This window comes from Rosettibacter sp. KY25 (genome assembly GCF_057554405.1).
Genome location: NZ_BAAJAO010000024.1, coordinates 15191 through 38986, shown reverse-complemented (window position 1 = coordinate 38986; position 23796 = coordinate 15191). Strand labels below are relative to the sequence as shown.

General features: G+C 30.6%; 24 protein-coding genes. All 24 read right to left on the bottom strand.

Annotation, left to right across the window (positions count from 1 at the left end; translation table 11 throughout):
- A partial coding sequence (locus tag AC27L2_RS12185) for a tyrosine-type recombinase/integrase (RefSeq protein WP_487212034.1) occupies window positions 1-643 on the bottom strand: 643 nt, incomplete at its 3' end.
- Window positions 644-2845, bottom strand: a complete 2202-nt coding sequence (locus AC27L2_RS12180; RefSeq protein WP_487212033.1) for an HD family phosphohydrolase — start codon at window positions 2843-2845, stop codon at window positions 644-646.
- Window positions 2846-3694 carry a Cof-type HAD-IIB family hydrolase gene (locus AC27L2_RS12175; RefSeq protein WP_487212032.1) on the bottom strand — a complete coding sequence of 283 codons (849 nt, stop codon included), beginning with the start codon at window positions 3692-3694 and terminating at the stop codon, window positions 2846-2848.
- Window positions 3695-3759: 65 nt separating this feature from the next.
- Window positions 3760-4125 (bottom strand): STAS domain-containing protein, encoded by a 366-nt coding sequence (locus AC27L2_RS12170; RefSeq protein ID WP_487212031.1) that lies wholly within the window; start codon window positions 4123-4125, stop codon window positions 3760-3762.
- A gap of 69 nt (window positions 4126-4194) precedes the next feature.
- Window positions 4195-4725 carry a DUF6913 domain-containing protein gene (locus tag AC27L2_RS12165; RefSeq protein WP_487212030.1) on the bottom strand — a complete coding sequence of 177 codons (531 nt, stop codon included), beginning with the start codon at window positions 4723-4725 and terminating at the stop codon, window positions 4195-4197.
- 3 nt (window positions 4726-4728) lie between these two features.
- On the bottom strand, window positions 4729-6744 hold the full coding sequence (gene ligA, locus AC27L2_RS12160; protein ID WP_487212029.1) for an NAD-dependent DNA ligase LigA: 2016 nt from the start codon (window positions 6742-6744) through the stop codon (window positions 4729-4731).
- The gene (locus AC27L2_RS12155; protein WP_487212028.1) at window positions 6716-7609 is read right to left on the bottom strand and encodes a helix-turn-helix domain-containing protein; all 894 of its coding nucleotides are present in this window, start codon (window positions 7607-7609) and stop codon (window positions 6716-6718) included. Before AC27L2_RS12155 ends, ligA begins: the two co-directional genes overlap by 29 nt.
- A 12-nt stretch (window positions 7610-7621) precedes the next feature.
- Window positions 7622-8995, bottom strand: coding sequence for a 16S rRNA (cytosine(967)-C(5))-methyltransferase RsmB (rsmB, locus tag AC27L2_RS12150; protein WP_487212027.1), 1374 nt, complete (start codon window positions 8993-8995; stop codon window positions 7622-7624).
- Between the two features lie 87 nt (window positions 8996-9082).
- Window positions 9083-9289 carry a 50S ribosomal protein L31 gene (gene rpmE / locus AC27L2_RS12145; protein ID WP_487212026.1) on the bottom strand — a complete coding sequence of 69 codons (207 nt, stop codon included), beginning with the start codon at window positions 9287-9289 and terminating at the stop codon, window positions 9083-9085.
- A 95-nt stretch (window positions 9290-9384) separates the two neighbouring features.
- Window positions 9385-10053, bottom strand: coding sequence for a hypothetical protein (locus tag AC27L2_RS12140; RefSeq protein ID WP_487212025.1), 669 nt, complete (start codon window positions 10051-10053; stop codon window positions 9385-9387).
- Window positions 10054-10057: 4 nt separating this feature from the next.
- Complete coding sequence (locus AC27L2_RS12135) at window positions 10058-10648, bottom strand: sigma-70 family RNA polymerase sigma factor (RefSeq protein WP_487212024.1); 591 nt, start codon at window positions 10646-10648, stop codon at window positions 10058-10060.
- Between the two features lie 86 nt (window positions 10649-10734).
- Complete coding sequence (holA, locus tag AC27L2_RS12130; RefSeq protein ID WP_487212023.1) at window positions 10735-11745, bottom strand: DNA polymerase III subunit delta; 1011 nt, start codon at window positions 11743-11745, stop codon at window positions 10735-10737.
- Window positions 11717-11857, bottom strand: coding sequence for a MetS family NSS transporter small subunit (locus AC27L2_RS12125; RefSeq protein ID WP_487212022.1), 141 nt, complete (start codon window positions 11855-11857; stop codon window positions 11717-11719). The genes holA and AC27L2_RS12125 overlap by 29 nt, the downstream gene beginning before the upstream one ends.
- Window positions 11854-13335, bottom strand: coding sequence for a sodium-dependent transporter (locus AC27L2_RS12120; RefSeq protein ID WP_487212021.1), 1482 nt, complete (start codon window positions 13333-13335; stop codon window positions 11854-11856). Before AC27L2_RS12120 ends, AC27L2_RS12125 begins: the two co-directional genes overlap by 4 nt.
- Window positions 13316-13933, bottom strand: coding sequence for a peptidylprolyl isomerase (locus AC27L2_RS12115; RefSeq protein ID WP_487212020.1), 618 nt, complete (start codon window positions 13931-13933; stop codon window positions 13316-13318). The genes AC27L2_RS12120 and AC27L2_RS12115 overlap by 20 nt, the downstream gene beginning before the upstream one ends.
- Before the next feature lie 7 nt (window positions 13934-13940).
- Window positions 13941-14789: an undecaprenyl-diphosphate phosphatase gene (locus AC27L2_RS12110; protein WP_487212019.1), complete on the bottom strand. Its 849-nt coding sequence runs from the start codon at window positions 14787-14789 to the stop codon at window positions 13941-13943.
- 9 nt (window positions 14790-14798) lie between these two features.
- Window positions 14799-15440, bottom strand: coding sequence for a hypothetical protein (locus tag AC27L2_RS12105; protein ID WP_487212018.1), 642 nt, complete (start codon window positions 15438-15440; stop codon window positions 14799-14801).
- The gene (locus tag AC27L2_RS12100) at window positions 15437-16459 is read right to left on the bottom strand and encodes a lysylphosphatidylglycerol synthase transmembrane domain-containing protein (protein ID WP_487212017.1); all 1023 of its coding nucleotides are present in this window, start codon (window positions 16457-16459) and stop codon (window positions 15437-15439) included. The genes AC27L2_RS12105 and AC27L2_RS12100 overlap by 4 nt, the downstream gene beginning before the upstream one ends.
- Window positions 16460-16496: 37 nt before the next feature.
- Window positions 16497-17099 carry a LolA family protein gene (locus tag AC27L2_RS12095; RefSeq protein WP_487212016.1) on the bottom strand — a complete coding sequence of 201 codons (603 nt, stop codon included), beginning with the start codon at window positions 17097-17099 and terminating at the stop codon, window positions 16497-16499.
- Window positions 17096-19534, bottom strand: a complete 2439-nt coding sequence (locus tag AC27L2_RS12090; protein WP_487212015.1) for a DNA translocase FtsK — start codon at window positions 19532-19534, stop codon at window positions 17096-17098. The genes AC27L2_RS12095 and AC27L2_RS12090 overlap by 4 nt, the downstream gene beginning before the upstream one ends.
- Before the next feature lie 22 nt (window positions 19535-19556).
- Window positions 19557-20276: a 2-phosphosulfolactate phosphatase gene (locus tag AC27L2_RS12085; protein WP_487212014.1), complete on the bottom strand. Its 720-nt coding sequence runs from the start codon at window positions 20274-20276 to the stop codon at window positions 19557-19559.
- A gap of 1 nt (window position 20277) precedes the next feature.
- Complete coding sequence (gene gcvT / locus AC27L2_RS12080; protein WP_487212013.1) at window positions 20278-21360, bottom strand: glycine cleavage system aminomethyltransferase GcvT; 1083 nt, start codon at window positions 21358-21360, stop codon at window positions 20278-20280.
- Window positions 21361-21365: 5 nt separating this feature from the next.
- Complete coding sequence (fsa, locus tag AC27L2_RS12075) at window positions 21366-22010, bottom strand: fructose-6-phosphate aldolase (protein ID WP_487212012.1); 645 nt, start codon at window positions 22008-22010, stop codon at window positions 21366-21368.
- A gap of 153 nt (window positions 22011-22163) precedes the next feature.
- Complete coding sequence (locus tag AC27L2_RS12070) at window positions 22164-23768, bottom strand: Rne/Rng family ribonuclease (RefSeq protein WP_487212011.1); 1605 nt, start codon at window positions 23766-23768, stop codon at window positions 22164-22166.
- Between the last annotated feature and the right edge of the window lie 28 nt (window positions 23769-23796).

The following is a 23796-nucleotide window of genomic DNA, read 5'->3' as shown; positions in this document are numbered from 1 at the left end:
CTCTTTTATTCAAGAAAAGAAAATTTTGACTTTTCATTTTCTTTTCAAGCAAAGGTCTAGATGACCTTAAATATTCATTTATCCAGAAAATTGCACTTTGTCCTATTGGAACAATTCTTTCTTTAGAACCTTTCCCAAAAACTCGAATAACTTCTTCTTCAAAAAATAAATCTGAAATCTTAAGGTTAATTAATTCAGAAACTCTTAAGCCGGATGAATAAAAAAGTTCCAAAATTGCTTTGTCACGAATTCCCAGATAATCATTGGTATTAACAGCTTGAAGTATTTTTTCAATCTCTTCGAATGATAATACTGCAGGAAGTTTTCTTGATTTTTTTACTGAATATAATTTTTCAGTAGGATTTTTTTCAACATAATTTGAAGCTTCAAGATATTTCCAGAATCCTTTTATAGATGACATATATCTTGCTACTGTTGCAGTATCTATTCCTAATTTACGCTGTTCATCAAAATAACTTGAGATTATTTCCGCAGTTACATCGTTGAGGTCATTTACATTTTTCTTTTCAAGAAAAGTAAAAAACTTCTTCAAATCAAATTCATAAGATTGAATAGTATTTTCAGAAAGATTTTTTTCGAAGCGGAGAATTGTAAGATATTCCTTCAAAAATTTTTCCATCATTCAATTTTCGTCTTCTTTTTTCTCTTCGAGTTCTTCTTGATTTGGGTATCTGATTCGTTTATGTCGTTGACCAAGTAAAATATTCTGGAAAGCTTCTTTTATTTTTGTGATATCTTTAAATGTAATTGGTGCATCATCAAGCTGTCCGTCATCAATACGAGCATTAATTAAATTATTAATTACATTTTCAATTTTTTGGGGTTCAGCATTGGTTAAAGACCGAACAGTAGATTCACACGCATCGGCAAGCATAACAAGTGCAGTTTCTTTAGTGTTCGGTTTTGGACCAGGATAACGATATTCATCAATATCAACATTTTCTTCGCCATATATTTCTTTTGCTTTCTCATAGAAAAATGTAATCACCATCGTGCCATGATGCATTGGGATGAAATCAATAATTTCTTTTGGAAGATTATATTCCTTAGCAAGCTCAATTCCTTTTTTAACATGATTAAGAATCAGTTGAACACTTTCTTCCGGTTTAATTTTCTCATGTATATTTTCTTCATTAATTTGATTCTCAATAAAACTTTCTGGATTTAATGTTTTGCCAATATCATGATAATAAGCTCCAACTCGTGCAAGAATAGGATTTGCACCAATAGCTTCTGCTGCGGATTCTACCATTGTTCCCATCAACATCGAATGATTAAAAGTTCCTGGTGCAGTTCTTGCAAGTTCCTTTAACAAAGGATGATTAAAATCAGTTAATTCAAGAAGAGTTAAATCTGTGGTTATTTTAAATATTCTTTCTATAAAAATTATCAATCCATAAGTAAAAACTGGACTTATCAAAGCATTGGAGGCTGCAAAAGCAAATGTTGAAATCATTTTGTTAAATGAATCAAATCTTTCCAACCCGAATGCAACGATACTTACAATATAACCAATAAGAATAAAAAAGAAAGAACGGAAAATTTGTGTTCTATTTTTAATATCACGAACTGTATAAGCAGCCAGTGCTCCGGCTACAATATTCATTACTGCAAAAACATAATCGTTGCCTCTTAATCCTGCAACTATTAATGATGCTGTTACTGTTCCATAAAATCCAACTCTTGAATCAAATATAATTGTCAACAGCATTGAACATACAGGTACTAAAACAAGCAGTTCTAATTGAACCGAAGCATTTATCTGATATATAAGAAAAGTGATAAAGCTGATGAATAAAAATATTATTGCTATAAGAAGAATCTTGACATTATCTTTATAGATTTTTTTTCTGAAGAGAAAGATGTAAAGAATAAATGGAAGTGTGACAATAAGAATATGAACAAACTTACCTAAATCCTGAGCAATTTTGCCAATTAGGCTTATTTCTTCTCCTTTTGCAATTCGATAAGAGTCAATCTTTAGTTTGATTTCAGGAGTTATTCTATCGTGCTTAGCTACAATTCTTTCATTTTCATTTACAATCCCAATGTTGCGCGGAATTTTTTCCTTAGCGTTTTCAATTGCTGCTTGAGTTAAATCGTAGCTGTAGATAATATTAGGTTTCAAAAAGTAAGTAACATATTCAAAAACAGCTTCGTTAACTTCTTTGTTAAGTCCAATATTTGTTTCAAGAAAAGTATTTATAAAATCATTTACTGATTGTCTGTCGAAATAAAAAGTTTTAGGACTATTTTTTTCGTATCGTCCTTCTCGAACAGTAATGCTATCTCTGCTTATTTCTTTATAATTATAATTAAGTAATCCTCTCTGGTAAATTCTATCAAGCAGAATTACAGTGTTCTGTAAAATTTGATTCAGAGATTTTAATTTTAATCCGCTAAAACTCGAGGGTGATTTACGAAGCTTTTGAAATATATTCCATGAGTTATCACTTAAAAATATTTGTTCTTTGGTTTTATCTTTTTCAAATGCTGTATGTCTTGTTAAATCTAAAATCAGCTTATTAAATTTTTTAATTGAATCAATTGAATTTGTTGATACACTATTATCTTTCAAAAAAATAGGAAGAATTTTTGCAGCTGCTTCTCGTTTTTCTCTTTCATAGACTTCGGGGTCTTTCAAAACTTCAAATGTAGTTGATGCAATTAAATCATCTTTTATCCAGATAGAACCAACATTAACTTCCGACTCTATCGATTCTCCCTGAGGAAACATTAATACTATCAATATTATAGTAATGAAAACTATCAGAACTTTTACTTGAGTACTTTCTTTTAAGTTATGTTTAATATTTTTTTTCATTTATGATTTCGCCTTTAGCAGCATATATAAAAATTCATTTATGCCTTCTTCATTATTATCCTTGCTCGTAATTAAATCAGCTAATTTTTTTATTTCAGGAACTGCATTTGCCATTGCAACCTTGTATGCTTTTGAATGAAACAGATGAACATCGTTGTACCAATCACCAATCACAGCTGTATCAGTTAAATTAATATGCAAATAGTCGCATAGTTTTTTAAGAGCTTTTCCTTTGTTTGTTCCCATTTTTTTTAGCTCTAAATAATATATACCACCGTAATTATTTGATTTATAATGTAATGCCTGAACACCAAAAGTATATGGAAATATCATTTTAGAATGTGCTTTTTTGATCTTATCAGACGACTCGCTCACCATAATCATTTCTAAAACATTATCCCTACAAGATTCATACGATTTTATTAATCTAAATTCTGCTCCATATTTATCGAGCAAAGATTTTACGACAGAATTGCTTTCATTGTAATAAATTGAATCTCTACAACATAATGCAACATTTAAGGAATATTTTTCTGATAATTTTAATGCACGATTAACATGATTTTTTTTCATAAAAGATTCGAGAAGGATTTCATTCGTAACAGGATTGGCTACATAAGTTCCATCCAATGATATAACTGGAATGTCAATATCAAGCATTTTAATATGTTCTGTAAAAGAAGAAAGCAATCTGGCAGATGCAATTGAAAACTTTACTCCTTTTTCTTTCAATTTTTTTACAAGTTCAATTGTAGATTCACTAATTTCATTTTTATCATTTAACAAAGTTCCATCAAGGTCAAATACCACAAGTTTTATATCTTTGAGAAACTTTTTAGTGTCTTTCATAAAATACTAAACAAAAAATTCTTTACCGATTTGAACTGTAAATTTTATAAAAAGAATTGGCAAAATTAATTTGAGACTTCCTCTAAATCTTTCAATGCTTCGTCAACAGAATTACATATTTTTAATACTCTATCAAGCTGAGAGATTTCTATAAGAGTTCTAACATTTTTAGAAGGATTAGCCAAACGAATCATCCCTTCGTTTGTCTGCAGAATTCGATATGCTAGTAAAATTGCGCTCAAACCAGAACTATCACAGTATTCAACTTCTGATAAATCAATAATTAATTTATTGATATCACCAGTATGCAATAAAATTGTAAGTTCACCTTTAACAAATCCAGCAATTGAGGCATCAAACCTCTTTTCATTTAATTTAAATACGGCGGTATTTCCTATTTTCTTCAATTCATAATTAATATTATCACTCATACTATTGCCACTCTTTAATTTTACAATTGCAATCTACAAATTCATTTTATTATTAAAAAGAATAATCGCTCAAAACATTCTAATGAAATTGAGAAAATTTCTAAATACAAGTTCTGAGTCGTTATTATTATCTCTATATAATAAATTGTAATAAGCTTCGGAATAATCTTTCTTAAAACCAATTCTAACTTTTGAATCTACAAGATTTGCTACAGCACTAAAAAAAGTATTTTCTTTTCTGTTCAAATCAATTACAACATCATAATTTTTTTCTTTTAACTTATTGCATAAATTTTTTGACGGTAGATTTAATTTTGATATATCTTCTAAATTATAGGTAATAAAATTAATTTTATCTTTTGCAGGAAAGAAATTGTACTTATGCTCCTGCAGAAATATTGTAACATTTTTTTTATGAATTAATAAATACTTAATCAAATCGAGTGAATTATTTAAATCATTCTCTTCAAAAGGCAGAATCACAAAAAAATTATTAGAGCTGGAAATAACTTTATTAAAAACTATCTGTTGATTTCCATTTCTTAAATATTTCTTTGATAATAAATAATGAGCTAATTTACGTTTAAGAGCTTCAAGCATGTTCTACTCAATCATTTTTAAGAACTCTTCTTCCGAAAGAATTGGTATTCCAAGTTTTTGAGCTTTATCAAATTTTGAACCTGGATTTTCACCAACAACAACATAATCTGTATTTTTGCTCACTGCTGAAAGCACATGCCCGCCTAATGATATAATTTTCTCTTTTGCTTCTTCACGCGACATCGATGAAAGTGTTCCTGTTAATACAAATGATTTCCCTTTTAATTTATCTGAAGTAACTTTTATTTCTTCGCTCTTAAATTTAAGTCCGGCTTTCTTTAGTCTTTCAACCAATTTAATATTATTACTATCGCTAAAAAATCTTTTAATGCTCTTGCTTATGCTTGGACCAATTTCATGAATTGATTCAATTTCTTCTTCTGATGCATTCATCAAAGCATCAATAGATTTAAAATGGTCTGCTAATTTTTTTGCAACACCAGCACCTACATATCTAATTCCAAGTGCAAAAAGAACTCTGTCAAAAGGTTTTTCTTTGCTTTTTTCTATTGATGACAAAAGATTATCAACGCTCTTTTCTCCAAGTCTTTCAATCTGAATTAATTCTTTTCGATGTTCTTTGAGATGATATATATCAGAATAATCTTTAAGATAACCCAAATCGACAAACAAATTAATCAATGCTTCTCCAAGTCCAGTTATATCCATTGCACCACGAGATGCAAAATGCTCTATTCTTCCTTTGATTTGAGCAGGACATAAATTGTTCTCGCAATAAATTGCAACTTCATTTTCAGGACGGTATAAATTTGAGTTACATACAGGACATTTTGATGGAATCTTAACTTCATGAGAGTCTTTTGGTCTTTGTGACAAATCTACCGCAACAACTTTTGGAATAACATCACCACCTTTTTCAATTACAACAATATCTCCTTCTCTTATATCTTTTCTTCTAATTTCATCAATATTGTGAAGAGTTGCTCGACTTATTGTAGATCCTGCAAGAAATACTGGTTCAAGTTCTGCAACTGGAGTTAATGTTCCTGTTCGTCCAACCTGCCAGATAATTTTATTTAATCTTGTTTTTGCCTGTTTTGCTTTGAATTTATATGCAACTGCCCATCGCGGAGATTTTGCAATATTCCCTAAAATTCTTTGCTGCTTTAAAGAATTTACCTTAACAACAACTCCATCAATTTCATAAGGAAGTGTATCTCTTTTATCTTCCCATTCATTACAAAATTCCATTACTTCTTCTATATTTCGGCAAAGCTTATAGTTTTGATTAACACAAAATCCCATTTCTCTTAGCAGTTTCAAGTTTTCATAGTGAGTTGTTAATTCATCTGTTTCAGAGTATAAATAATAAACAAAGGTTTTCAAAGGTCTTTTTGCCACAAGCTGAGGGTCTAAAAGTTTAATGGTACCCGCTGTTAAATTGCGCGGATTAGCAAAAGTTTTTTCTCCATTTAATTCTCGTTCTTCATTTATCTTTTTAAATGCTTCAATCTCCATATAAATTTCGCCGCGCACTTCTATATCATCCAATTTCAATTTTATTGACTCAGGTTTTCTAATTGAAAGTGGAACTGATCGAATTGTTCTTACATTGTTTGTAATATCTTCGCCTGTTGTTCCATCACCTCTTGTAGCAGCAGTTACAAGCAAACCATTCTTGTATCTTAAGCTGACTGAGACCCCATCAATTTTAAGTTCGCACACATATTCAACTTTTTCGCTTTTTGGGAGCCCTTCTTTTACTCTTCTGTCGAAATCATACATTTCTTCTTCGCTGTAAGTATTTGAAAGACTAAGCATTGGAATTCGGTGAGCAACAGGATTAAAAACATTTGTTAAATCTGAACCGACCCGCTGTGTCGGTGAATCGGGAGTAATAAGATGCGGGTTTTCCTTTTCAAGCTGGATTAATTCATTTACGAGCTGGTCATACTCGTAATCGCTAATTGTAGGCTGAGCAAGAATATAGTAATTATAATCGTGCTCTTTAATTAATTTTCTTAATTCCTCAATTCTCTGTTGTGGACTTTTTTTCATCTTTCTTTGGAATTGGAATTAGATTTGATTTAATTGTATCAAGCGAAATATAATAATTTCTAATCTCGCCTAAATTACCTATTGGTGATATTGGTTTATTATTTAAGCTCATTTTAACATAACCTGCATTTCCAACAACAACATAAAATTCTTTTTCTGCTTTGAAATTAAGAACCTTTTCAGCCGGTGCCATTTGTCTGTAAACTTCTTTTTTATCGCACAATACTTTCAGCCATACAAGTTTTTCTGGAGTTATAGATAAATTAAGACTGTCCGACTCATGTTGTGGCTTCTGTTGTGTAATTGATGAATCAACTTCATATCTGTTAGTCAATACATCTTCATAAGGTTTTTCTTCAATGATATTAGAATCCCCTTTAATGAATAGAAAATAGAATGCTATTAAAATAATTACTACAATACCTGCATATAAAAAATATTTCTTATTTGATTGTGCTTCTTGATTGTCATTAGAATATTCTAATTCTGGTGAAAAATATTCTTCTGCATCAAATTCTTTTTTATATTTTTTTTCAATTGATTCTGACTCAATAATTTTTTCTTCTGTTTTTTTTGACTGAGCTTTTAATTCTTCACTTGCTGATCGTGAATCTAAAATTTTGCTTTTTGCTGCTTCGTATTTTTTTATAATTTCATTTTTATCAAGTTCTAATGTTTGAGCATATTCCTTAATAAATGCCTTTACATAAATTTCTGGCAAAAAACTAAAATCGCCCTCTTCAATTTTTTGAAGGAACTTGATATCAATTTTTGTATGATTTGAAATTTGTTGAAGCGAAATTCCTTTTTCTTCTCGAATAGTTTTTAGTTCTTCTGCAAATTTTTTTAAGGCTTCTGGAGCCATTATTTTTCTCTATTAAATTAAACGAATTAATTTCGCTGCAAATGAACCATCAACACCATGAATATGTGGATAAGTTTGAACACAACCATTTTCATCAATAAGTTCTTTTGAAAATATTTCCGAAGCATCAACGAGTTTAAAATTTGAATTCTCAGAGAGAAATTTTTTAATTATTTCAAAGTTTTCTTCAGGTTCAATTGTGCAAGTACTGTAAACCAAAGCTCCTCCCACTTTCAGCATTGATGCACCTTTTTTCAACAAATCGTATTGAATATTAACAATTTTTCTGATATCCCCCAAGTCTTTTTTCCATTTCAAGTCAGGTTTTTTAGTTAAAGTTCCTAATCCAGAACATGGAGCATCAATCAATATTCGGTCGAAACCAATTTCATCATTGTATTCTAATGCATCAATTGGAATGGTTTTAACATTTGTCACTTTAAGACGAGCTAAATTTTTTTCAAGAATTTTTAATCGGCTGTCAAATCTATCGAGAGCAATTATTTCTCCTTGATTGTTCATCAAATCTGCAATAAATGCTGTTTTGCCTCCTGGAGCCGAGCATAAATCAAGCACTCTCATACCTGGTTTTACATCAAGTAATTTTACTGGCAAACCAGTGCTTTCGTCTTGAACAGTAAAATACCCCTTTTGAAAATATTCCCAGTCAGTAATGTTTGTCAAATTATTGAGTCGAATAAATTCAGGCAGGATTTTGCTTTCAGTATATTTTAATTCAACGGAATCCAGAAGTGATTTTAATTCTTCTTTATTTGTAACAAGATTATTCACTCTTAATGCCATGACTGGTTTGCTGTTGTTAGCAATTAAGAGTTTTTCTGTTTCTTCTCTTCCAAATCTTTTAACCCAGCGTTTAACCATCCATGTTGGATGAGAATAGTATGCACTAAGATAAGCAACCAAATCTTCCTCAGGATTTGGATAACGAATAGATTCTTTATTACGAATAATATTTCTTAAAACTGCATTAGCGAGGTCTGCATATTTCTGTCCTTGAAGTTTTTTAACAAACTCAACTGCTTCGTTAACTGCTGCATAATCTGGAACTTTGTCTAAAAACAAAATTTGATAAAGGGCTACTCTAAGTGCATTTTTAACATTTGGGACACACTTAGAAAATTGACCTTTATAAAATCCATTCAGTATCCAATCAAGTCTTCCCATCCATCTCATTACACCATGAACAATTTCGAATAATAATGCTTTATCTATTCCACTCAAATTAGAATTTTTCAATTCAATTTCGAGTAATTTATCGAGGTATGCATCAGTTCTGTCTACACGATTTAAGATTTTAACAGCATGACCTCGTACACCCTGATACAAATTCATTCCTGATAATTCTGTTGATACTAATTGATTCATATTGATTTTTAAAAAGTTATTAAACAGGCAGGTTTAAAATAATAAAGGGCTGTTAAATTACAGCCCCCAAAATTTCAGAACAATTAATTAAGCTTCTTTCAAGCCGTATTTTTTCTTAAACTTTTCTACTCTTCCAGTAGAGTCAACAATTTTTTGTTTGCCTGTAAAAAATGGATGACATTGAGAGCAGATTTCAAGTTTGATACTGCTTACAGTTGAACGTGTAACAAAAGTATTGCCACACACACACGTTACTTCACATCTTCTATAAGTTGGATGAATACCTTTTTTCATTTCGCAAGATTTCCTTAAAATTTACGATGCAAAATTAAGCATGAATGCTTAAAAAAACAAATAAATGAAATTTTTAATTTGATATAAAATTAATGTTATCGAATTCTTCTTAAAGAATCTCTTTTAGCTTCTGCTTTTCTTATTGAATCAATCATTCTGCGATATTTTTCAAGTGATTTCTGGTCAAGAGGCTGGGTGAGTAAAAATCCATCAAAATCAAATTCTTCATCACCACTTCTAACAATATTTCCTCTTTGTAAATTATTCCTTCCTGGATTTTGCCCGGATAAATATTCATCTAATGCAACCGACCGGCTTCTGTTTATAGGATATTTTAATTTGGGATTTACCGACGATTTTGCTTCTGTAACAATATTTTCTTTTAATTCATTTTCTCTATTTATTTTTTTTCTGGGTTTAACAATAGGTTCTGCATTTGAAGATAAAATTTGCGAATTACTTAATGAATCACTTTCAGAAATTTTTGGTGGGTCGACCATTAAAGGATTTTCAATTTTTTGTTCAGCAGCAGGTAAAAACAATATGAATAAAATAATTATAGAAACAATTGCTGATGGAATAACAAATTTGATGATGCCAAATTGTGGTTTTTCTTCCGTCAAATTACCGAAGTTTTGATTTTGAATACGAATCATCAAATTGTATTCAAAATTTTCTTCGGTTTTAATTTTCGGGAGTTCCTTTAAATCATTAATTAATTTTGAGAATTTGACTTCGTCATCACTGTAGCTGTTAATTCCCATAGGCTCACTCGTCATATATATTTTTTAATAACTTTTGTAATTGAGTTCTTCCACGATTAATTCTTGATTTTACAGTTCCAAGAGAAACTTTTGTTATCTCTGCAATTTCTTCATAAGAAAGACCTTGAATGTCCCTTAGAATTACCATTTCTCTGTAAACTGGTTTAATTTTCATTAGTGCACGCTGAATAATATCATGTTTAAGATTACTATCCGTAGCTCTGTCTGGTGCTACAAAAGATTTATCTTCAACTTGAATTTGTTTATCATCTTCAGATGGACTTAAAGACAATATACTTCTTCTTCGCCGTCTCTTAAGTTCATTTTTTGCAAGATTGCCTGCAATTGTATAAATCCATGTCGAGAACTTGGCAAACTCGCGATATGAATCTTTGTTGAGATAAAATCTAATCATAGTATCCTGAACAATATCTGAAGATACATCTCGATCTCCGACGAATCGATAAACGAAATTCATCAGAGGGTCTTTATAACGGCGAACTAATATTTCGTAAGCTTCAAGCTCATTTGTTTCTTGAAACTTTTTGATTAGTTCTTCATCCGTTAGCTCAGTTAAATTTTGATTGTGCGGCAATTATACCTATCCAATATTAAGATTGTTTCAAAATTAGGCGTTTAATTTTAGTTATTAAAGAAAAATTTTTCAACTCCATAATTTTTTTACTGCATCATTTTTGTAATTAGAGTCAGAAGAATAGTTTTAGAGTCAGCAGCAGTGGTTTTTACAGCTAAGTCTGCATCAAATAATGCTCGAGAAGCATTTAATAACCTTGAATCAGAAAAAAGATAATTTGCCTTCTTGCAATTGACATAATAATACCAGCTTAATTGAAGTTTTCGTGCTGCTTCGTTGTCGTTCACATTTGTTTTTATCATTTCAAGAATTTGAGAAACTGTTAAAACAAATTTAGCAAGCATGTTAATGATTACAACAATTTCCTGACCACTATCCAATAGATTATACGCAATTTCAATTGCTTTAACCTTATCCCCTTTCCCAATTGCTTCCTGCAAATCAAAAATAGAATATTGTTTTGTAGAAGAAATTATTTTTTTTATCTCCTCAAAAGATATTTCTTCCTTTCCAGATAAATAAGTTGAAATTTTTTGAAGCTGGCTTTCAAGAAGACTTTTATCTTCTCCTGCTATTTCCAGAATATTATAAATATTCTCTCGCGAAAGTTTTATTTTATATTCGTCGGCTTTTCTTTCAAGCCAGTCAACAAGTTCTTCACCTGTTTCTGTTTTGACTTCGTAGAAAAATCCTTTTTGAATTAAAGTTGCAAAAGGTTCTTTCGATAAATCTGACACTCTTGAATATTGTACTAAAATTAGAATTGTAAATTCAGCAGGAGAGATTAAGTATTCACTTAATAATTTCTTATCACTTAGTTTATCAAAATTTTTTACAATAATTATTTTTTTACCCCCACCAAATGGAAAAGCAAGTGCCATATCGATTATTTGGGAAAAATTCTGTCCACGTTCTGCATCTATTGTTTCAATATCGAAATCAGATTTTACAAATTGTTTTGCGAATTTTAAAATCAGCTCTACTGCATAATTTATATTATAATTATCTTCGCCGCATATGAAATAAACAGGCAAAAAAATTTTTTTCTTTAATTCTTTTGTTAATTCATTAATTGATGGTAATATTCTTTTCGCCATAATTATCAGATTTTTTCTTTTCTAACTTAATTGCTTTTATTATGAAATAAATAAACCCGCCCCAAATTATTCCTACAACTAAAATTCCAATTATAATTTCACTTAAACTCATATAGAAATTTTCTTGACAATTTTTTTATTAATCATTAAAAATATAAAAATCACTATTAACCATTGAAACAAACTTGTTCCTAAATTTTCTCGATGGAATGGATTCCACCATTGTTCATCCCATGAAGTTGATGAAATTAACCACCATGATAGAAGTAAAATTGCAAGAACTGGAACAAGGTATTTCATAATCCAGAAATACCATCTTCCAACATACATATCATTTCCTGAAGAATTAATAATTTCTTTTCTGAATTTGTCGGTGCCATATATATTAACTGCAAAAGAAATAAATGCACCGCTTAAAATTAATCCTACTCCCCAAACCCAATCTTGATTAATTAAAAAATTTATATTGAGTGCAGAAGGAATACCAAAAATAAATCCAAGAAAACTTATAATAATTGTAGCATTTTTTCTATTCATGCCAAAATCAATTAAGGTCTTAACTGCTAATTCAATCATGGATATTAAAGATGTAAGTGCAGCAAAAGATAAAGCAAGAAAGAACAAAGATGAAAAAGTTAGATTAACAATTAATGAATCTGACATTTTTGAAAATAATTGAGGCAAAACAATAAAGGTTAATCCTGTATTAGCAGGTCCAGATTGTGATATTTGCTGAAGAGCATCATTTGAGCTCAAGGCAAAAACTGTTGAAAAAATTATAATACCCGCAAGTAACGAAATTGAATTATTCCCAAAACCTATCAGCGAAGCATTTAGTGCAATGTCTTCTCTCTGTTTCATGTAAGTTGCATAAGTTAAAATTAAGCCCCAGCCGGCTCCTGTATCCCATGCATTTTGTGTTAATGCATTTAACCAGACTTTGTAATTAATCAAATATTCAAGTTTTGGTGTGAAAAAATATTTTATTCCTTCAATAGCATTTGGTAATGTAATTGCACGCACGAACAAAATTAAAAGTATAACAACAAGCATCGATACAAGAATTCTGCTTACCTTTTCAATTCCTTTTACAACTCCTTTATAAATTACAATTGCTCCAATCATCATTGCAAAGAAATGAAAATAAACTGGATAAAATCCTGATGAGAATTCATTCCAGTATTGCAAATGATTTGATGTATCAAACAAATTTCCACTCAATGAAGAGAACAGATATTTAAAACACCAACCAGTAACAACTGAATAATAAAACATAATAGCAGTTGAAACAAAAGCAACAAAGGCTCCCATCCATGCAAAATTATCACCAGCTGTTTTTTTGAATGCTCCAATGGGTGCTTTTCTTGTGAATTTCCCCAAAGCAAATTCAGATATTATCAAAGGAACTGACCATATCAACAAAAAAATAACCCATGGAATTAAAAATGAACCACCTCCATTTTGTGCTACTACTCTTGAAAAGCGCCAGATATTTCCTGTGCCTACTGCAATTCCAAGTGTCGATAAAATTAAACCCCAGCGAGAAGTAAAAAACTCTGAGTGCATATTTTCAGAATTTTCGTTTTTCAATTGTAATTTTTTCTATCACTACATCTTGAAACGGTCTATCTTTTTCATCTGTTGGGACAGAATTAATTTCTCTTACTACTTCCATTCCATTTATAACTTTTCCAAAAATTGTATGCTTTAGGTCAAGCCATGGTGTGGGAACAACAGTAATAAAAAATTGACTTTGATTTGTATTTGGTCCTGCATTTGCCATAGAAAGAATCCCGGGAGAATCATGCTTTAATGAAGGAGAAAATTCATCTTCAAATGGACCACCATAAATACTAGCGCCTCCTCTTCCAGTTCCAGTTGGGTCACCTCCTTGAATCATAAAATCTTTTATCACACGATGAAATATTACTCCATCATAAATGCCTTTTAAAGATAATCCTACAAAATTCTTTACAGTTTTAGGAGCTTCGTTGGGAAACAACTCTAGTTCAATTGTTCCCATGCTTGTTTTCATTATTGCAATTAATTTTTCATTATTCTTCAAAGTAAGATATTCTTCTAAATTAATTTTTGTATCCTCCTGCTTTTTAATTTCTTTTTGTCCATTTGAAGTACAAGATAAAATAAAAACAGAAAAAATAATTAATATCATTTTACTTAGATTCATAAATCACCTATGGATTTATTATTCCGTTGCTGATTAAAAATAAAATTATTATCCCGATTACAATTCGATATATTATAAAAATGAAGGTTGATTTTCTTTTCAAATATCTTAATAAAAATTCTATTGATAAATAACCAACTACTCCCGATGCTGCTGTAGCAATAATCAAGTTTATTGAGGAATTAAAATCAATATATTTTAATGACTCATAAAATTCCAGCATACCGCTTGCAAAGACAGCAGGGATACTCATCAAAAAAGAAAATCTTGCAGCAGTTTCTCTTTTTAATCCAAGAAATAAACCTGCAGTTATTGTAGTGCCAGAACGGGATGAACCGGGAATTAATGCAAGTGATTGTGCTAAGCCAATAACAAGTGCATCGTACCATTTAATATTTTCCATATCTCGTTTGAATTTACCAGTTTTTTCTGCAACAGCAAGTATTACTGCAAGTATAATCAAACTTGCTGAGATTACATATAAATTTTTTGTAAGTGTTCCTTCAATTATATCTTTTAACAAAAGTCCAATTACAGTTACTGGTATTGTTGCAATTACGAGATACCAACCCATTTTAGAATTCAATGATTGGCTGCTGAAATTTTTTCTGCTTAAAAAATTATCTTGAAAAAAATCTTTAATGATATTCAAAATATCATCCCTGAAATAGACAACAACTGCAATTAAAGTCCCAAGTTGAATTACAGCTATGAAAGAAGTCCATATCTGTGGCTTATCTGTGGAAATTAAATTCATTAATTTCCCTGTAACTGTAAGATGCCCTGTGCTGCTGATAGGCAAAAATTCTGTAAGTCCCTGAATTATTCCAAGTATTATTGCTTCAAATATGTTCATATATAACTCTTAAAAGATGTATGAAATTCCAAGTTTGATTCCGGCTGAAATAGAAGTCATATTAACTGCTTTGCCGTTATAAAAGTTAATAATTTTATTTTGATTAATCTTATCTTTGAGCTCATTAGTGTAATCAAATCTCAAATCAAAACCAATTACTGCATAAAGATTATCACTCAAAAGCGTGTTTCCTTCTGCTTTAATTAACGCCCCAAAACCAGTTGCTGAATAATCTACTTTTGAAATATTATCTTCAGTCAATAAAATAAATCTTGGTCCTAAGCCTCCACCAAATTTAAATTTATACCCGATTCCTTTTACAACATAATAAGCTACAATTGAGGGTCTAATAAAATTATATGAAATTTCATAGATACCGCCCGCACCAATTGGAGCATTGTAGGAATCAATTAAATAACTTAATTCGCTGCCAAATTGAAAATTATCTGATATTCTGTAGTTAATTTCACAACTGAAATTAACAGCACTTGAGAATGAAGAAAGTTTTTTCCCATACTGAGAAAAATTAGAATTGACATAATCGCGATATGATGGAGTTGATTTGAAATCTAATCCCATCGCCGCTTCGAAATCCCATTGAGCATAAACTAAAAAAGGAATAACAAAAAAAAGAAAAAATAATTTTTTCATTTATCTCCCGAGTTGGAATTAAAAACCGAAACAAAATTTTCTTTTGGTTCCCCCTTCTTTTCTCTCAATTTATTAATAATAAAAATTAACAGCAAAGAAGAGATAACAAAAACAACATATTGAATGAAATGGGTCAAAATTGCATAAGCAGCACTGATTTCATAATTAAAGTTATATAATTTTGAGAGAATAAAAATTGAGATTATGTGATATGAGCCCGTCCCGCCAGGAGTTGGAATCAAAGTTCCAAAAGCACTAATTGCCATAAACACCCAAGCCATCTTCATATCAATCGGCTGAACTTCATTCATATTAAGCATGAAAAATCCAACATATGTATTTAATGCATAAATCCAGAACATCAATATTGTTAGAATAATTATAACAAAAATACTTTTATGCCCTTTAATGCTTGAGAAACCTTCTATGAGTGTTGAAATCAATTCAAAAAATTTAGTTGATAATTTTGGATTAATTTTATTAAGCAAATTTAATAATGATGAAGTCAATCCATGTTCATATTTTACAATAACTACAAGAAGAAAAATAATTATAGTGATTATTATGAAACCAATTATTAATGATGGTTTTAGCCATACAATTTTCTTAAACAAATCTCCAGAATAAAACAGAACACTTAGAAAAGAAGCCAAACCAAAAGAAATTATATCAATTACTCTTTCAACAATGATTGTTCCTATCATCGTAGTGCGGGAAATTTTTTCCCATTTGCCAAGGAATAATCCTCTATAAATTTCTCCAAAGCGTGGTATTACACAATTAACACCGTATCCTATCATCACTGCGCCAAATAAATTTAATGAAGATGTATCAGGTTTAACAGAATGAATTATAGCTTTCCATCTGAGAGCACGAATGTAATGAGATATATAAAAAATGATTACATAAAGTATTAACCAAAGAATTGAAGTTTTCGCAATAAGAGCAAAAGACTTCTTTAAATCAATTCCCCTGAAAGCAAGAATAAGAAAAATGATTGTTAAAATAACGGGTAACACATACCCGCTAAATTTTTTCAGAAATTTCTTATGTTCTTTAACGGAGGTCAACAATACGAATTCCTTTTGGAGGATTAAAAGTAAATTTGTTATCAGGTAAATTTTGATTTATAGTAATATTTTCAAACTGAATGAAATAACACATATCCCCAATATCTGTTACTTCCAATTTTGAAATCATATCATTATTATCTTTCCAGATTTTAATATCTTTCAAATCGAGCAAACCTTCACGGGGAATCAACTGAATTATTTCTTCATTGTCTTTCTTCAATAACTTTATGCTGCAAAGTGATGGATAATTATAAATTATTCTTTCGATTGAATAAACTGTTGGGTCATCAGAAAAATAACTGATTATAACTTGCTTTTGTTTTTTGTTATAATTCCAGATGGTTTCACCATTAGAAATAATCAATTGATTTTTTAATTCTACAATAAATTTATTTTTCTTCTTGTAATAAATTTTCCCGCTTAAATTTGCAGTATTTTTCTCAGATGGATTACAATCTGATTGAATAAAATTAGCAGTAAAATCTGTAACTGTATTAAACTTATTTTGAATTTTCTTTAATGCTTCGCTTCCACTTTGTGCATATAAAATTTGAAATGACAACAAAAATAGAATAACTAATTTCATAAAGACCTTAAAATTGTTTCGAGTTGTTCTTCGTTTTCAACAATTACTTCGCGTGCTTTGCTGCCTTCTGCAGGACCAACAATACCAGCCTGTTCAAGCTGGTCAACAATTCTTGCAGCACGCGAATAACCCAATTTCAATTTTCTTTGCAAAAGTGAAACAGAACCTTGTTGATGACGAACAACAATTCTTGCAGCTTCTTCGAACATTGGATCTAAATCTGACAAAAAATTACTCATCTCTGCTTTTTTCTTTTCATAAAGAGAAGGAAGAAAATATCTTTTTGAATAACCTTTCTGCTGATAAATAAAATTGGTTACTCGTTCTATTTCTTCAGTAGTTATAAATGCATTTTGAATGCGAATTGGTTTTGGCATACCAGCAGGCAAGAAAAGCATATCTCCGCTTCCAAGCAGTTGTTCTGCTCCGTTCATGTCAAGAATTGTTCTTGAATCAATTTTGGTTGCAACCTGATAAGCAATTCTCGCACTAAAATTTGCTTTAATAACGCCAGTGATAACATTAACTGATGGTCTTTGAGTTGCAAGTATTAAATGAATTCCAACAGCACGAGCAAGTTGCGCTAAACGAGCAATTGGTTCTTCAACTTCCTTGCCTGATGTCATCATTAAATCTGCAAGTTCATCAATTATTACAATTATGTAAGGAAGTTTATGATGTTTAATTTCTTCGGTATCATGAGGACGCGTTCTTGGATTAAGCACTTTTTTATTGTAATCGACAATATTTCTAACTCCAGCTTTTGCAAGCTTGTCATATCGTTTTTCCATTTCATATTCAACTGCTTTAAGAGCAAGCAAAGCATTTGACGGAGTAGTAATAATTTCTTCTTCTAAATCTGGAGATACAGCAAGAAAATGTCTGCTTAATTTTTTGTAGAAAGAGAGCTCAATTTTTTTGGGGTCAAAAATTACAAATTTTACATCCGAAGGATGTTTGGAATAAATTAAACTATGAATAATCATATTAATGCCAACACTTTTACCTGAACCAGTAGAACCAGCAATTAATAGATGGGGCATTTTAGCTAAGTCTGTAATATAAACTTCACCTGAAATTGTTTTACCAAGTGCAAGTGGAAGTTCAGCTTTTGAATCTTTTAATTTGCTTATAACAGATTTTGCACGAACAATTGATGCCTCTGCATTTGGTATTTCAACACCAATTGCACTTTTGCCAGGAATTGGTGCAATAATTCTTATTCCTCTTGCAGCAAGAGCCAACGCAATATCATGCTCAAGACTCACTATTCTGCTTATCTTTACACCTGGAGCCGGAACAATTTCATAAAGTGTAACTACTGGTCCAGGCGTTACAGTTATATCTTCAATTTCTATATCAAATAATGCAAGTTTTTCTTTTAACAGTTCTGCATTTCTTTTTAATTCAGTCTCATGAATTTTAACTTCTTCATCATCAGGAGAAATTAATAAATCTAAACTTGGAGGAGTGTAATCAATTTCTTCATTCCATTGGTCGGGAAGTTCAGCTTCTTTTTCTTTATCAATTGTTGGCAATTCTTCTTCCGTGCTTATCTTTTCTGTTTTTCGTGCTTCTAATTTTTTGGTTTTGATTGGCTTTTCTTCTTCCTCATCAGCAATTTTTTCTAATTCATCTTTTTTAATTATTCTAATTTTTGTTTCAGTTTTCTTTGGCTTTTTATCTTCAAGTTCTTCTTCGGGTTCTTCTAATTCATCTGAGCTTGGACTTTTAATTTTAATAATATTATCGATAGAAAATTCTTCTTCGGATTCAACTTCTTCTTTTCCAATTTCTTCTTTATAAAATTTCTTCATGAAGTTTAGTAAAGAACTAAATCGAATATCGAATGCAATAATTAATGTAATTATCATACCTGCAACTAACAAAATCAAACTTCCCAAGCCCCCCATTAAATTGCTTAGTGCTATTCCAAAATAATCCCCAACATTTCCCGATAATTCATAATAATCTTTCAACAATCCAAATTCTTTTGCATTTCGCAGAACACCGAAAAATGAGGAAAGTAAAATTCCAGTTACAAGGAAAAAATTTGTGAAGTAAACAGCTAACTTCGAATCCTCTCCTTTCAAAATTGTATAACCCCAAACAAAAAGAATTATCGGAAAGATTAATGAAAAATATCCAAGAGTTGAATGAATGAAAAAGTTCGATACATAAGCACCAAATATTCCAAGCCAATTATGAGTATGTGCGGCTTTTTCTTTTAATTCTGGATTTGCAAAAAAGATATTAAATAAATCTGTAAAGCGATAAGAAAAAAATGCATCGTCGTAACGGGAGTAAGAAAGTATGCTCAAAAAAGTGAAAAGTGATAAGACTATTAAAAGTATTCCTGAAATTTTTTTCTTTTTCTTAGGAGATATAACAAAAAATTCTTTTTCCTTATCATATGTATTTCTTTTCTTAGACATTCTTTCAAATGCGGTTTTAATTTCAGAGTCTCTTTATAGAACCTGATACAAAATATGGAATTACATCTGTTACTCCATATTTCGAACATTCAATTATATCATCAAGAAAACCATTTTCTATAAGAAGTTTGCCGTGCTCAGTTCCACTTAAAAATTCATATAGATTTTTTCCCATTTGTTTGCTCAAAGTTAAACTGGCAAGAGCAGAATCAGAAAGCTGTACATCTTTGTTTTGTGTATAAATTTCATTAATAAGCATACCTGCACATACAGCATCTTCAAGATTGAAAAGTCCGTTTGTTCCTGCACAAATAATTTCAAAATCAAGATTGAGATTTAACAGATGTTTTGCAAGTGCAGGTAAATTTAAGAAGCAGCCAATAAATAAATTTTCACAGAACTTTGCTTTTACAATACTTTTACTTCCATTGGTTGTATATAAAATTATTGATTTGCCGGCAACTATTTCGGGTTTGAATTCTAAGGGAGAATTGCCAAGGTTAAATCCTTCTACCATTTTTGTATTTCTTTCGCCGCAAAGTAAAGTTTGACTTTTAAATGCATCACTCGAAATTTTCATAGCAAAATCAAGTGTGCTTACAGGAATTACTTCTCTGGCTCCATTTGACAGAGCAGTTGTAATTACAGAAGAAGCTCTAAGCACATCAATCATTACAGCTGTTTTGCCAGTAAAATAGAGTTCATCAAGAAAAATATTTGAGAATAAGACATTAATTTTCATATCAGTTCTTCACAAATGGTAATTTAGTTATAATTGCAGGAATTTCTTTTTCTCTTATTAAAAAATTAATTTGAGTACCCTCCTTAGCATAGTCAATCGAAACATAACCAAGAGCAATTGCTTTTTCAAGTATTGGGCTCACAGTTCCACTTGTTACCTTTCCAACAATTTTGCCGTCAGATTTTAAATCATATCCATGACGGGGAAAAGCTTTTTCTTCTGAAATCAATGGCACTAATTTTCTTTTTAATCCTTCCTCTTTAATTTTCAATAAAGCATCTTTTCCAATAAATGAATTCTTTTTCAACTTAGTAATCCAGCCAAGATTTGCTTCAAGCGGATTAGTAGTCTCGTCTATATCATTTCCATAAAGACAGTAACCCATTTCAAGTCTTAGCGAATCTCTTGCACCAAGTCCTGCTGGCTGAATATTAAATTCTTTTCCTGCTTCAAATAAATCATTCCAAACTTTTTCTGCTGTATGTTCATCACCTTTGAAATATAATTCATAACCTAATTCACCTGTATATCCAGTTCTTGAAACAATCATATCAACATTTGACACTTTAGCAAAAAAGAAATGATAGTATTCCAAATCGAGTGGACGGTCACATAATTTTTCAATTACAGATTTTGAATTTGGCCCCTGAACAGCAAGCAAAGAATAATCATCGCTTTCATCTGAAATTTCTACATCAAAAAGATTATTTTTTCTCATCCACTCAAAATCTTTATCCTTATTCGATGCATTAACTACGAACATAAATTCATTATCATTAATTTTATAAACGAGCAAATCATCAACAATGCCGCCGTCAGGATAACACATTGCAGAATACTGAACTCTTCCATTAGTTAATATTGATGCATCATTAATTGTAACATATTGAACAAAGTCGAGAGCTTTTTGCCCACGAACAAATATTTCCCCCATGTGAGAGACATCAAAAACACCCACAGAATTTCTAACCGCTTTATGTTCAGCAATTATAGAAGAATATTGAACCGGCATTTTGAAACCAGCAAAGTCAACAATTTTAGCACCAAGTTTTTCGTGAACAGAGTAGAATTTTGTTTTTTTCATATAATTTATTGATTTAGTTTTTTCCAATCTGCAAGAAATTTTTCCAAACCAATATCAGTTAAAGGATGTTTGAAAAGTTTTTCAATAACATCAAAAGGAATTGTGGCTATATGAGCTCCCATCATTGCTGCTTCTACTACATGTAACGGATGACGAACGCTTGCAACAATAATTTCTGTCTTAAAATTATAATTGCGATAGATTTGAACAATCTGGGCAATTAAAGACATACCTTCATGACCTACATCATCAAGTCTACCAACAAACGGACTTACATAAGTTGCACCAGCCTTTGCAGCTAAAATTGCTTGAGGTGCAGAAAAACATAAAGTAACATTTGTTTTTATTCCTTCTGATGATAAAGTTTTTACAGCTTTAATCCCTTCTTTAATCAAAGGAATTTTGACAACAATATTTTTATGTATTTTTGAAAGTTCTCTTGCTTCTTTAAGAATACCTTCATAATCAGTAGAAACAACTTCTGCACTTATTGGACCATCAACAATTTTAACAATTTCTTCGAGAAGTTCTCGAAAATTTTTCCCTTCTTTAGCTACAAGAGATGGATTTGTAGTTACTCCGTCAAGCATACCATAAGAAGCTGCTTCTTTAATATGATTTATGTTAGCTGAATCAATGAAAAATTTCATTGTAACCTCCTAATTATCAAATTCTTTATTGAAAAATTAATAAAATTGCTTAACATAAATGTGATATAATTATAATTCTTTAATGTTGTGAAAACAAAAACAATAAAACTTTATTGAAGCTCTCATTTATCAGGCAGCTAATTTCGAAATTTTTCATGCAAAATTATCTGTAATATCTTCTCCTGTTTTTGCCACAAGAAAACGAAAAGAAGATGGGTCCATTTTTTCATCCTGTATTAATTTCAATCTAACTAGATATTTAAATTGAATTTTTGTCAAAGTAGAAATAAAACCTTCTTTAAGTTTTTCTCCAAGAGAAGGATGAACTATCAGCTTCAAAGATTTATGTTTACCTTCCAGACGATAACGCTGTAGCCATTTTTCTATTTCATGAATAAGATTTGATTTTTTAGTGAGCAATCCTGTACCTTGACAATAAGGACAAACTTCAGTTATTGATTGAACAATATTTTCTCTTACTCTTTCACGAGTAATTTGCATCAGACCAAATTCTGTCATTGGCAGAAGAGCAGTTTTAGCGCGGTCCTTCTTAAATTCTTTTTTCAATTCATCATAAATTTTTTTTCTGTTTTTTTCATCTTCGAGATCAATGAAATCAACAACGATTAATCCACCAATATCTCTCAATCTTAATTGACGAACAATTTCTCTTGCTGCTTCTAAATCTGTTTTAAGTGAATTTAATTCCTGTTCTTTTTTTGCTGCATATCTTCCGCTGTTAACATCAATAACAGTCATTGCTTCGGTATGTTCAATAACTATGTGCCCGCCGCTGGGAAGAGGTACTTTTCTTCCCATTAAAGTTTTTATCTGCTCTTCTATTTTGAATGCTTCAAATATTGGTTCTTCACCTTTATAATATTCAATTCTGTCTAATAGTGAAGGCTGAACGAATTGAACATAATTTCTAATTTCTTTCCATAATTTTTTTGAATCGACAAAAACTTTTGAAACATCTGGGGTAAATAAATCGCGTATAACACTAATTGTTGTGCTTAAATCTTTATAAAGAATTGCCGGCGGTTCAAGTTTTTTTGCATCTTCCTGAATATCTTCCCAGATTTTTACTAAATATTTTAAATCGCCTGCAAGAGTTTCTTCATCCTGGTCTTTTGCTGCAGTTCTTATAATTAAACCACAATCTTTCGGAATAATGCTTCTTGCAATTTTTCTTAATCTTTTTCTTTCTCTTATATCAACAATTTTTTTTGAAACGCCAATTTTGTTATCCATTGGAAGAAGGACACAAAATCTTCCAGGGATAGAAACAGAAGATGTAACTCTTACACCTTTATCCTTAACAGGTTCTTTTAGAATCTGAACTAAAATTTCCTGTCCTTTCTTGAGTTTTGGAATCTGACGTGCTCTTACGACATGTTTTTCTGTTTTAACTTCTGTTTCTTCTTGCTCAGTTGTTTCTACCGAAGAGATTTCATTATTTTCTGATTGACCATCTTCATCAATTTCATCAGTTTCATCATCATCAAATATCCCTTGTAGAGCTTCGGTTCTTTCTCCGATATCAGAGAAATGCAGAAATGCATCGTGTTTTAATCCAATATCAATAAAAGCAGCACGAATGCCTGGCAAAACACGAGCTACTCTGCCAAGATAAATATCTCCAACCATTCTCTGCTTTTCGGGATGCTCAACAAAAAAATCAACCAGATTTCCATCTTCGGTGATTGCCACTCTTGTTTGAGTTGTTGTAGAACTAATTATTATTTCTTTGTTCATTTAAAACTCTTTTAATTCTGTTAAATAA

Excerpts from the sequence above, each read along its gene's own strand:
- gcvT (WP_487212013.1), bottom strand. The coding sequence starts at position 21,360 with ATGAAAAAAACAAAATTCTACTCTGTTCACGAAAAACTTGGTGCTAAA.
- AC27L2_RS12125 (WP_487212022.1), bottom strand. The coding sequence starts at position 11,857 with ATGAGTTTAAGTGAAATTATAATTGGAATTTTAGTTGTAGGAATAATT.
- AC27L2_RS12165 (WP_487212030.1), bottom strand. The coding sequence starts at position 4,725 with ATGCTTGAAGCTCTTAAACGTAAATTAGCTCATTATTTATTATCAAAG.
- AC27L2_RS12095 (WP_487212016.1), bottom strand. The coding sequence starts at position 17,099 with ATGAAATTAGTTATTCTATTTTTGTTGTCATTTCAAATTTTATATGCA.
- AC27L2_RS12105 (WP_487212018.1), bottom strand. The coding sequence starts at position 15,440 with ATGAAAAAATTATTTTTTCTTTTTTTTGTTATTCCTTTTTTAGTTTAT.
- rpmE (WP_487212026.1), bottom strand. The coding sequence starts at position 9,289 with ATGAAAAAAGGTATTCATCCAACTTATAGAAGATGTGAAGTAACGTGT.
- AC27L2_RS12155 (WP_487212028.1), bottom strand. The coding sequence starts at position 7,609 with ATGGCTCCAGAAGCCTTAAAAAAATTTGCAGAAGAACTAAAAACTATT.
- AC27L2_RS12085 (WP_487212014.1), bottom strand. The coding sequence starts at position 20,276 with ATGAAAATTAATGTCTTATTCTCAAATATTTTTCTTGATGAACTCTAT.
- AC27L2_RS12090 (WP_487212015.1), bottom strand. The coding sequence starts at position 19,534 with ATGTCTAAGAAAAGAAATACATATGATAAGGAAAAAGAATTTTTTGTT.
- fsa (WP_487212012.1), bottom strand. The coding sequence starts at position 22,010 with ATGAAATTTTTCATTGATTCAGCTAACATAAATCATATTAAAGAAGCA.
- holA (WP_487212023.1), bottom strand. The coding sequence starts at position 11,745 with ATGGCGAAAAGAATATTACCATCAATTAATGAATTAACAAAAGAATTA.
- AC27L2_RS12140 (WP_487212025.1), bottom strand. The coding sequence starts at position 10,053 with ATGGGAATTAACAGCTACAGTGATGACGAAGTCAAATTCTCAAAATTA.
- AC27L2_RS12070 (WP_487212011.1), bottom strand. The coding sequence starts at position 23,768 with ATGAACAAAGAAATAATAATTAGTTCTACAACAACTCAAACAAGAGTG.
- AC27L2_RS12115 (WP_487212020.1), bottom strand. The coding sequence starts at position 13,933 with ATGAATCTAAGTAAAATGATATTAATTATTTTTTCTGTTTTTATTTTA.
- AC27L2_RS12180 (WP_487212033.1), bottom strand. The coding sequence starts at position 2,845 with ATGAAAAAAAATATTAAACATAACTTAAAAGAAAGTACTCAAGTAAAA.
- AC27L2_RS12175 (WP_487212032.1), bottom strand. The coding sequence starts at position 3,694 with ATGAAAGACACTAAAAAGTTTCTCAAAGATATAAAACTTGTGGTATTT.
- AC27L2_RS12170 (WP_487212031.1), bottom strand. The coding sequence starts at position 4,125 with ATGAGTGATAATATTAATTATGAATTGAAGAAAATAGGAAATACCGCC.
- ligA (WP_487212029.1), bottom strand. The coding sequence starts at position 6,744 with ATGAAAAAAAGTCCACAACAGAGAATTGAGGAATTAAGAAAATTAATT.
- AC27L2_RS12110 (WP_487212019.1), bottom strand. The coding sequence starts at position 14,789 with ATGAACATATTTGAAGCAATAATACTTGGAATAATTCAGGGACTTACA.
- rsmB (WP_487212027.1), bottom strand. The coding sequence starts at position 8,995 with ATGAATCAATTAGTATCAACAGAATTATCAGGAATGAATTTGTATCAG.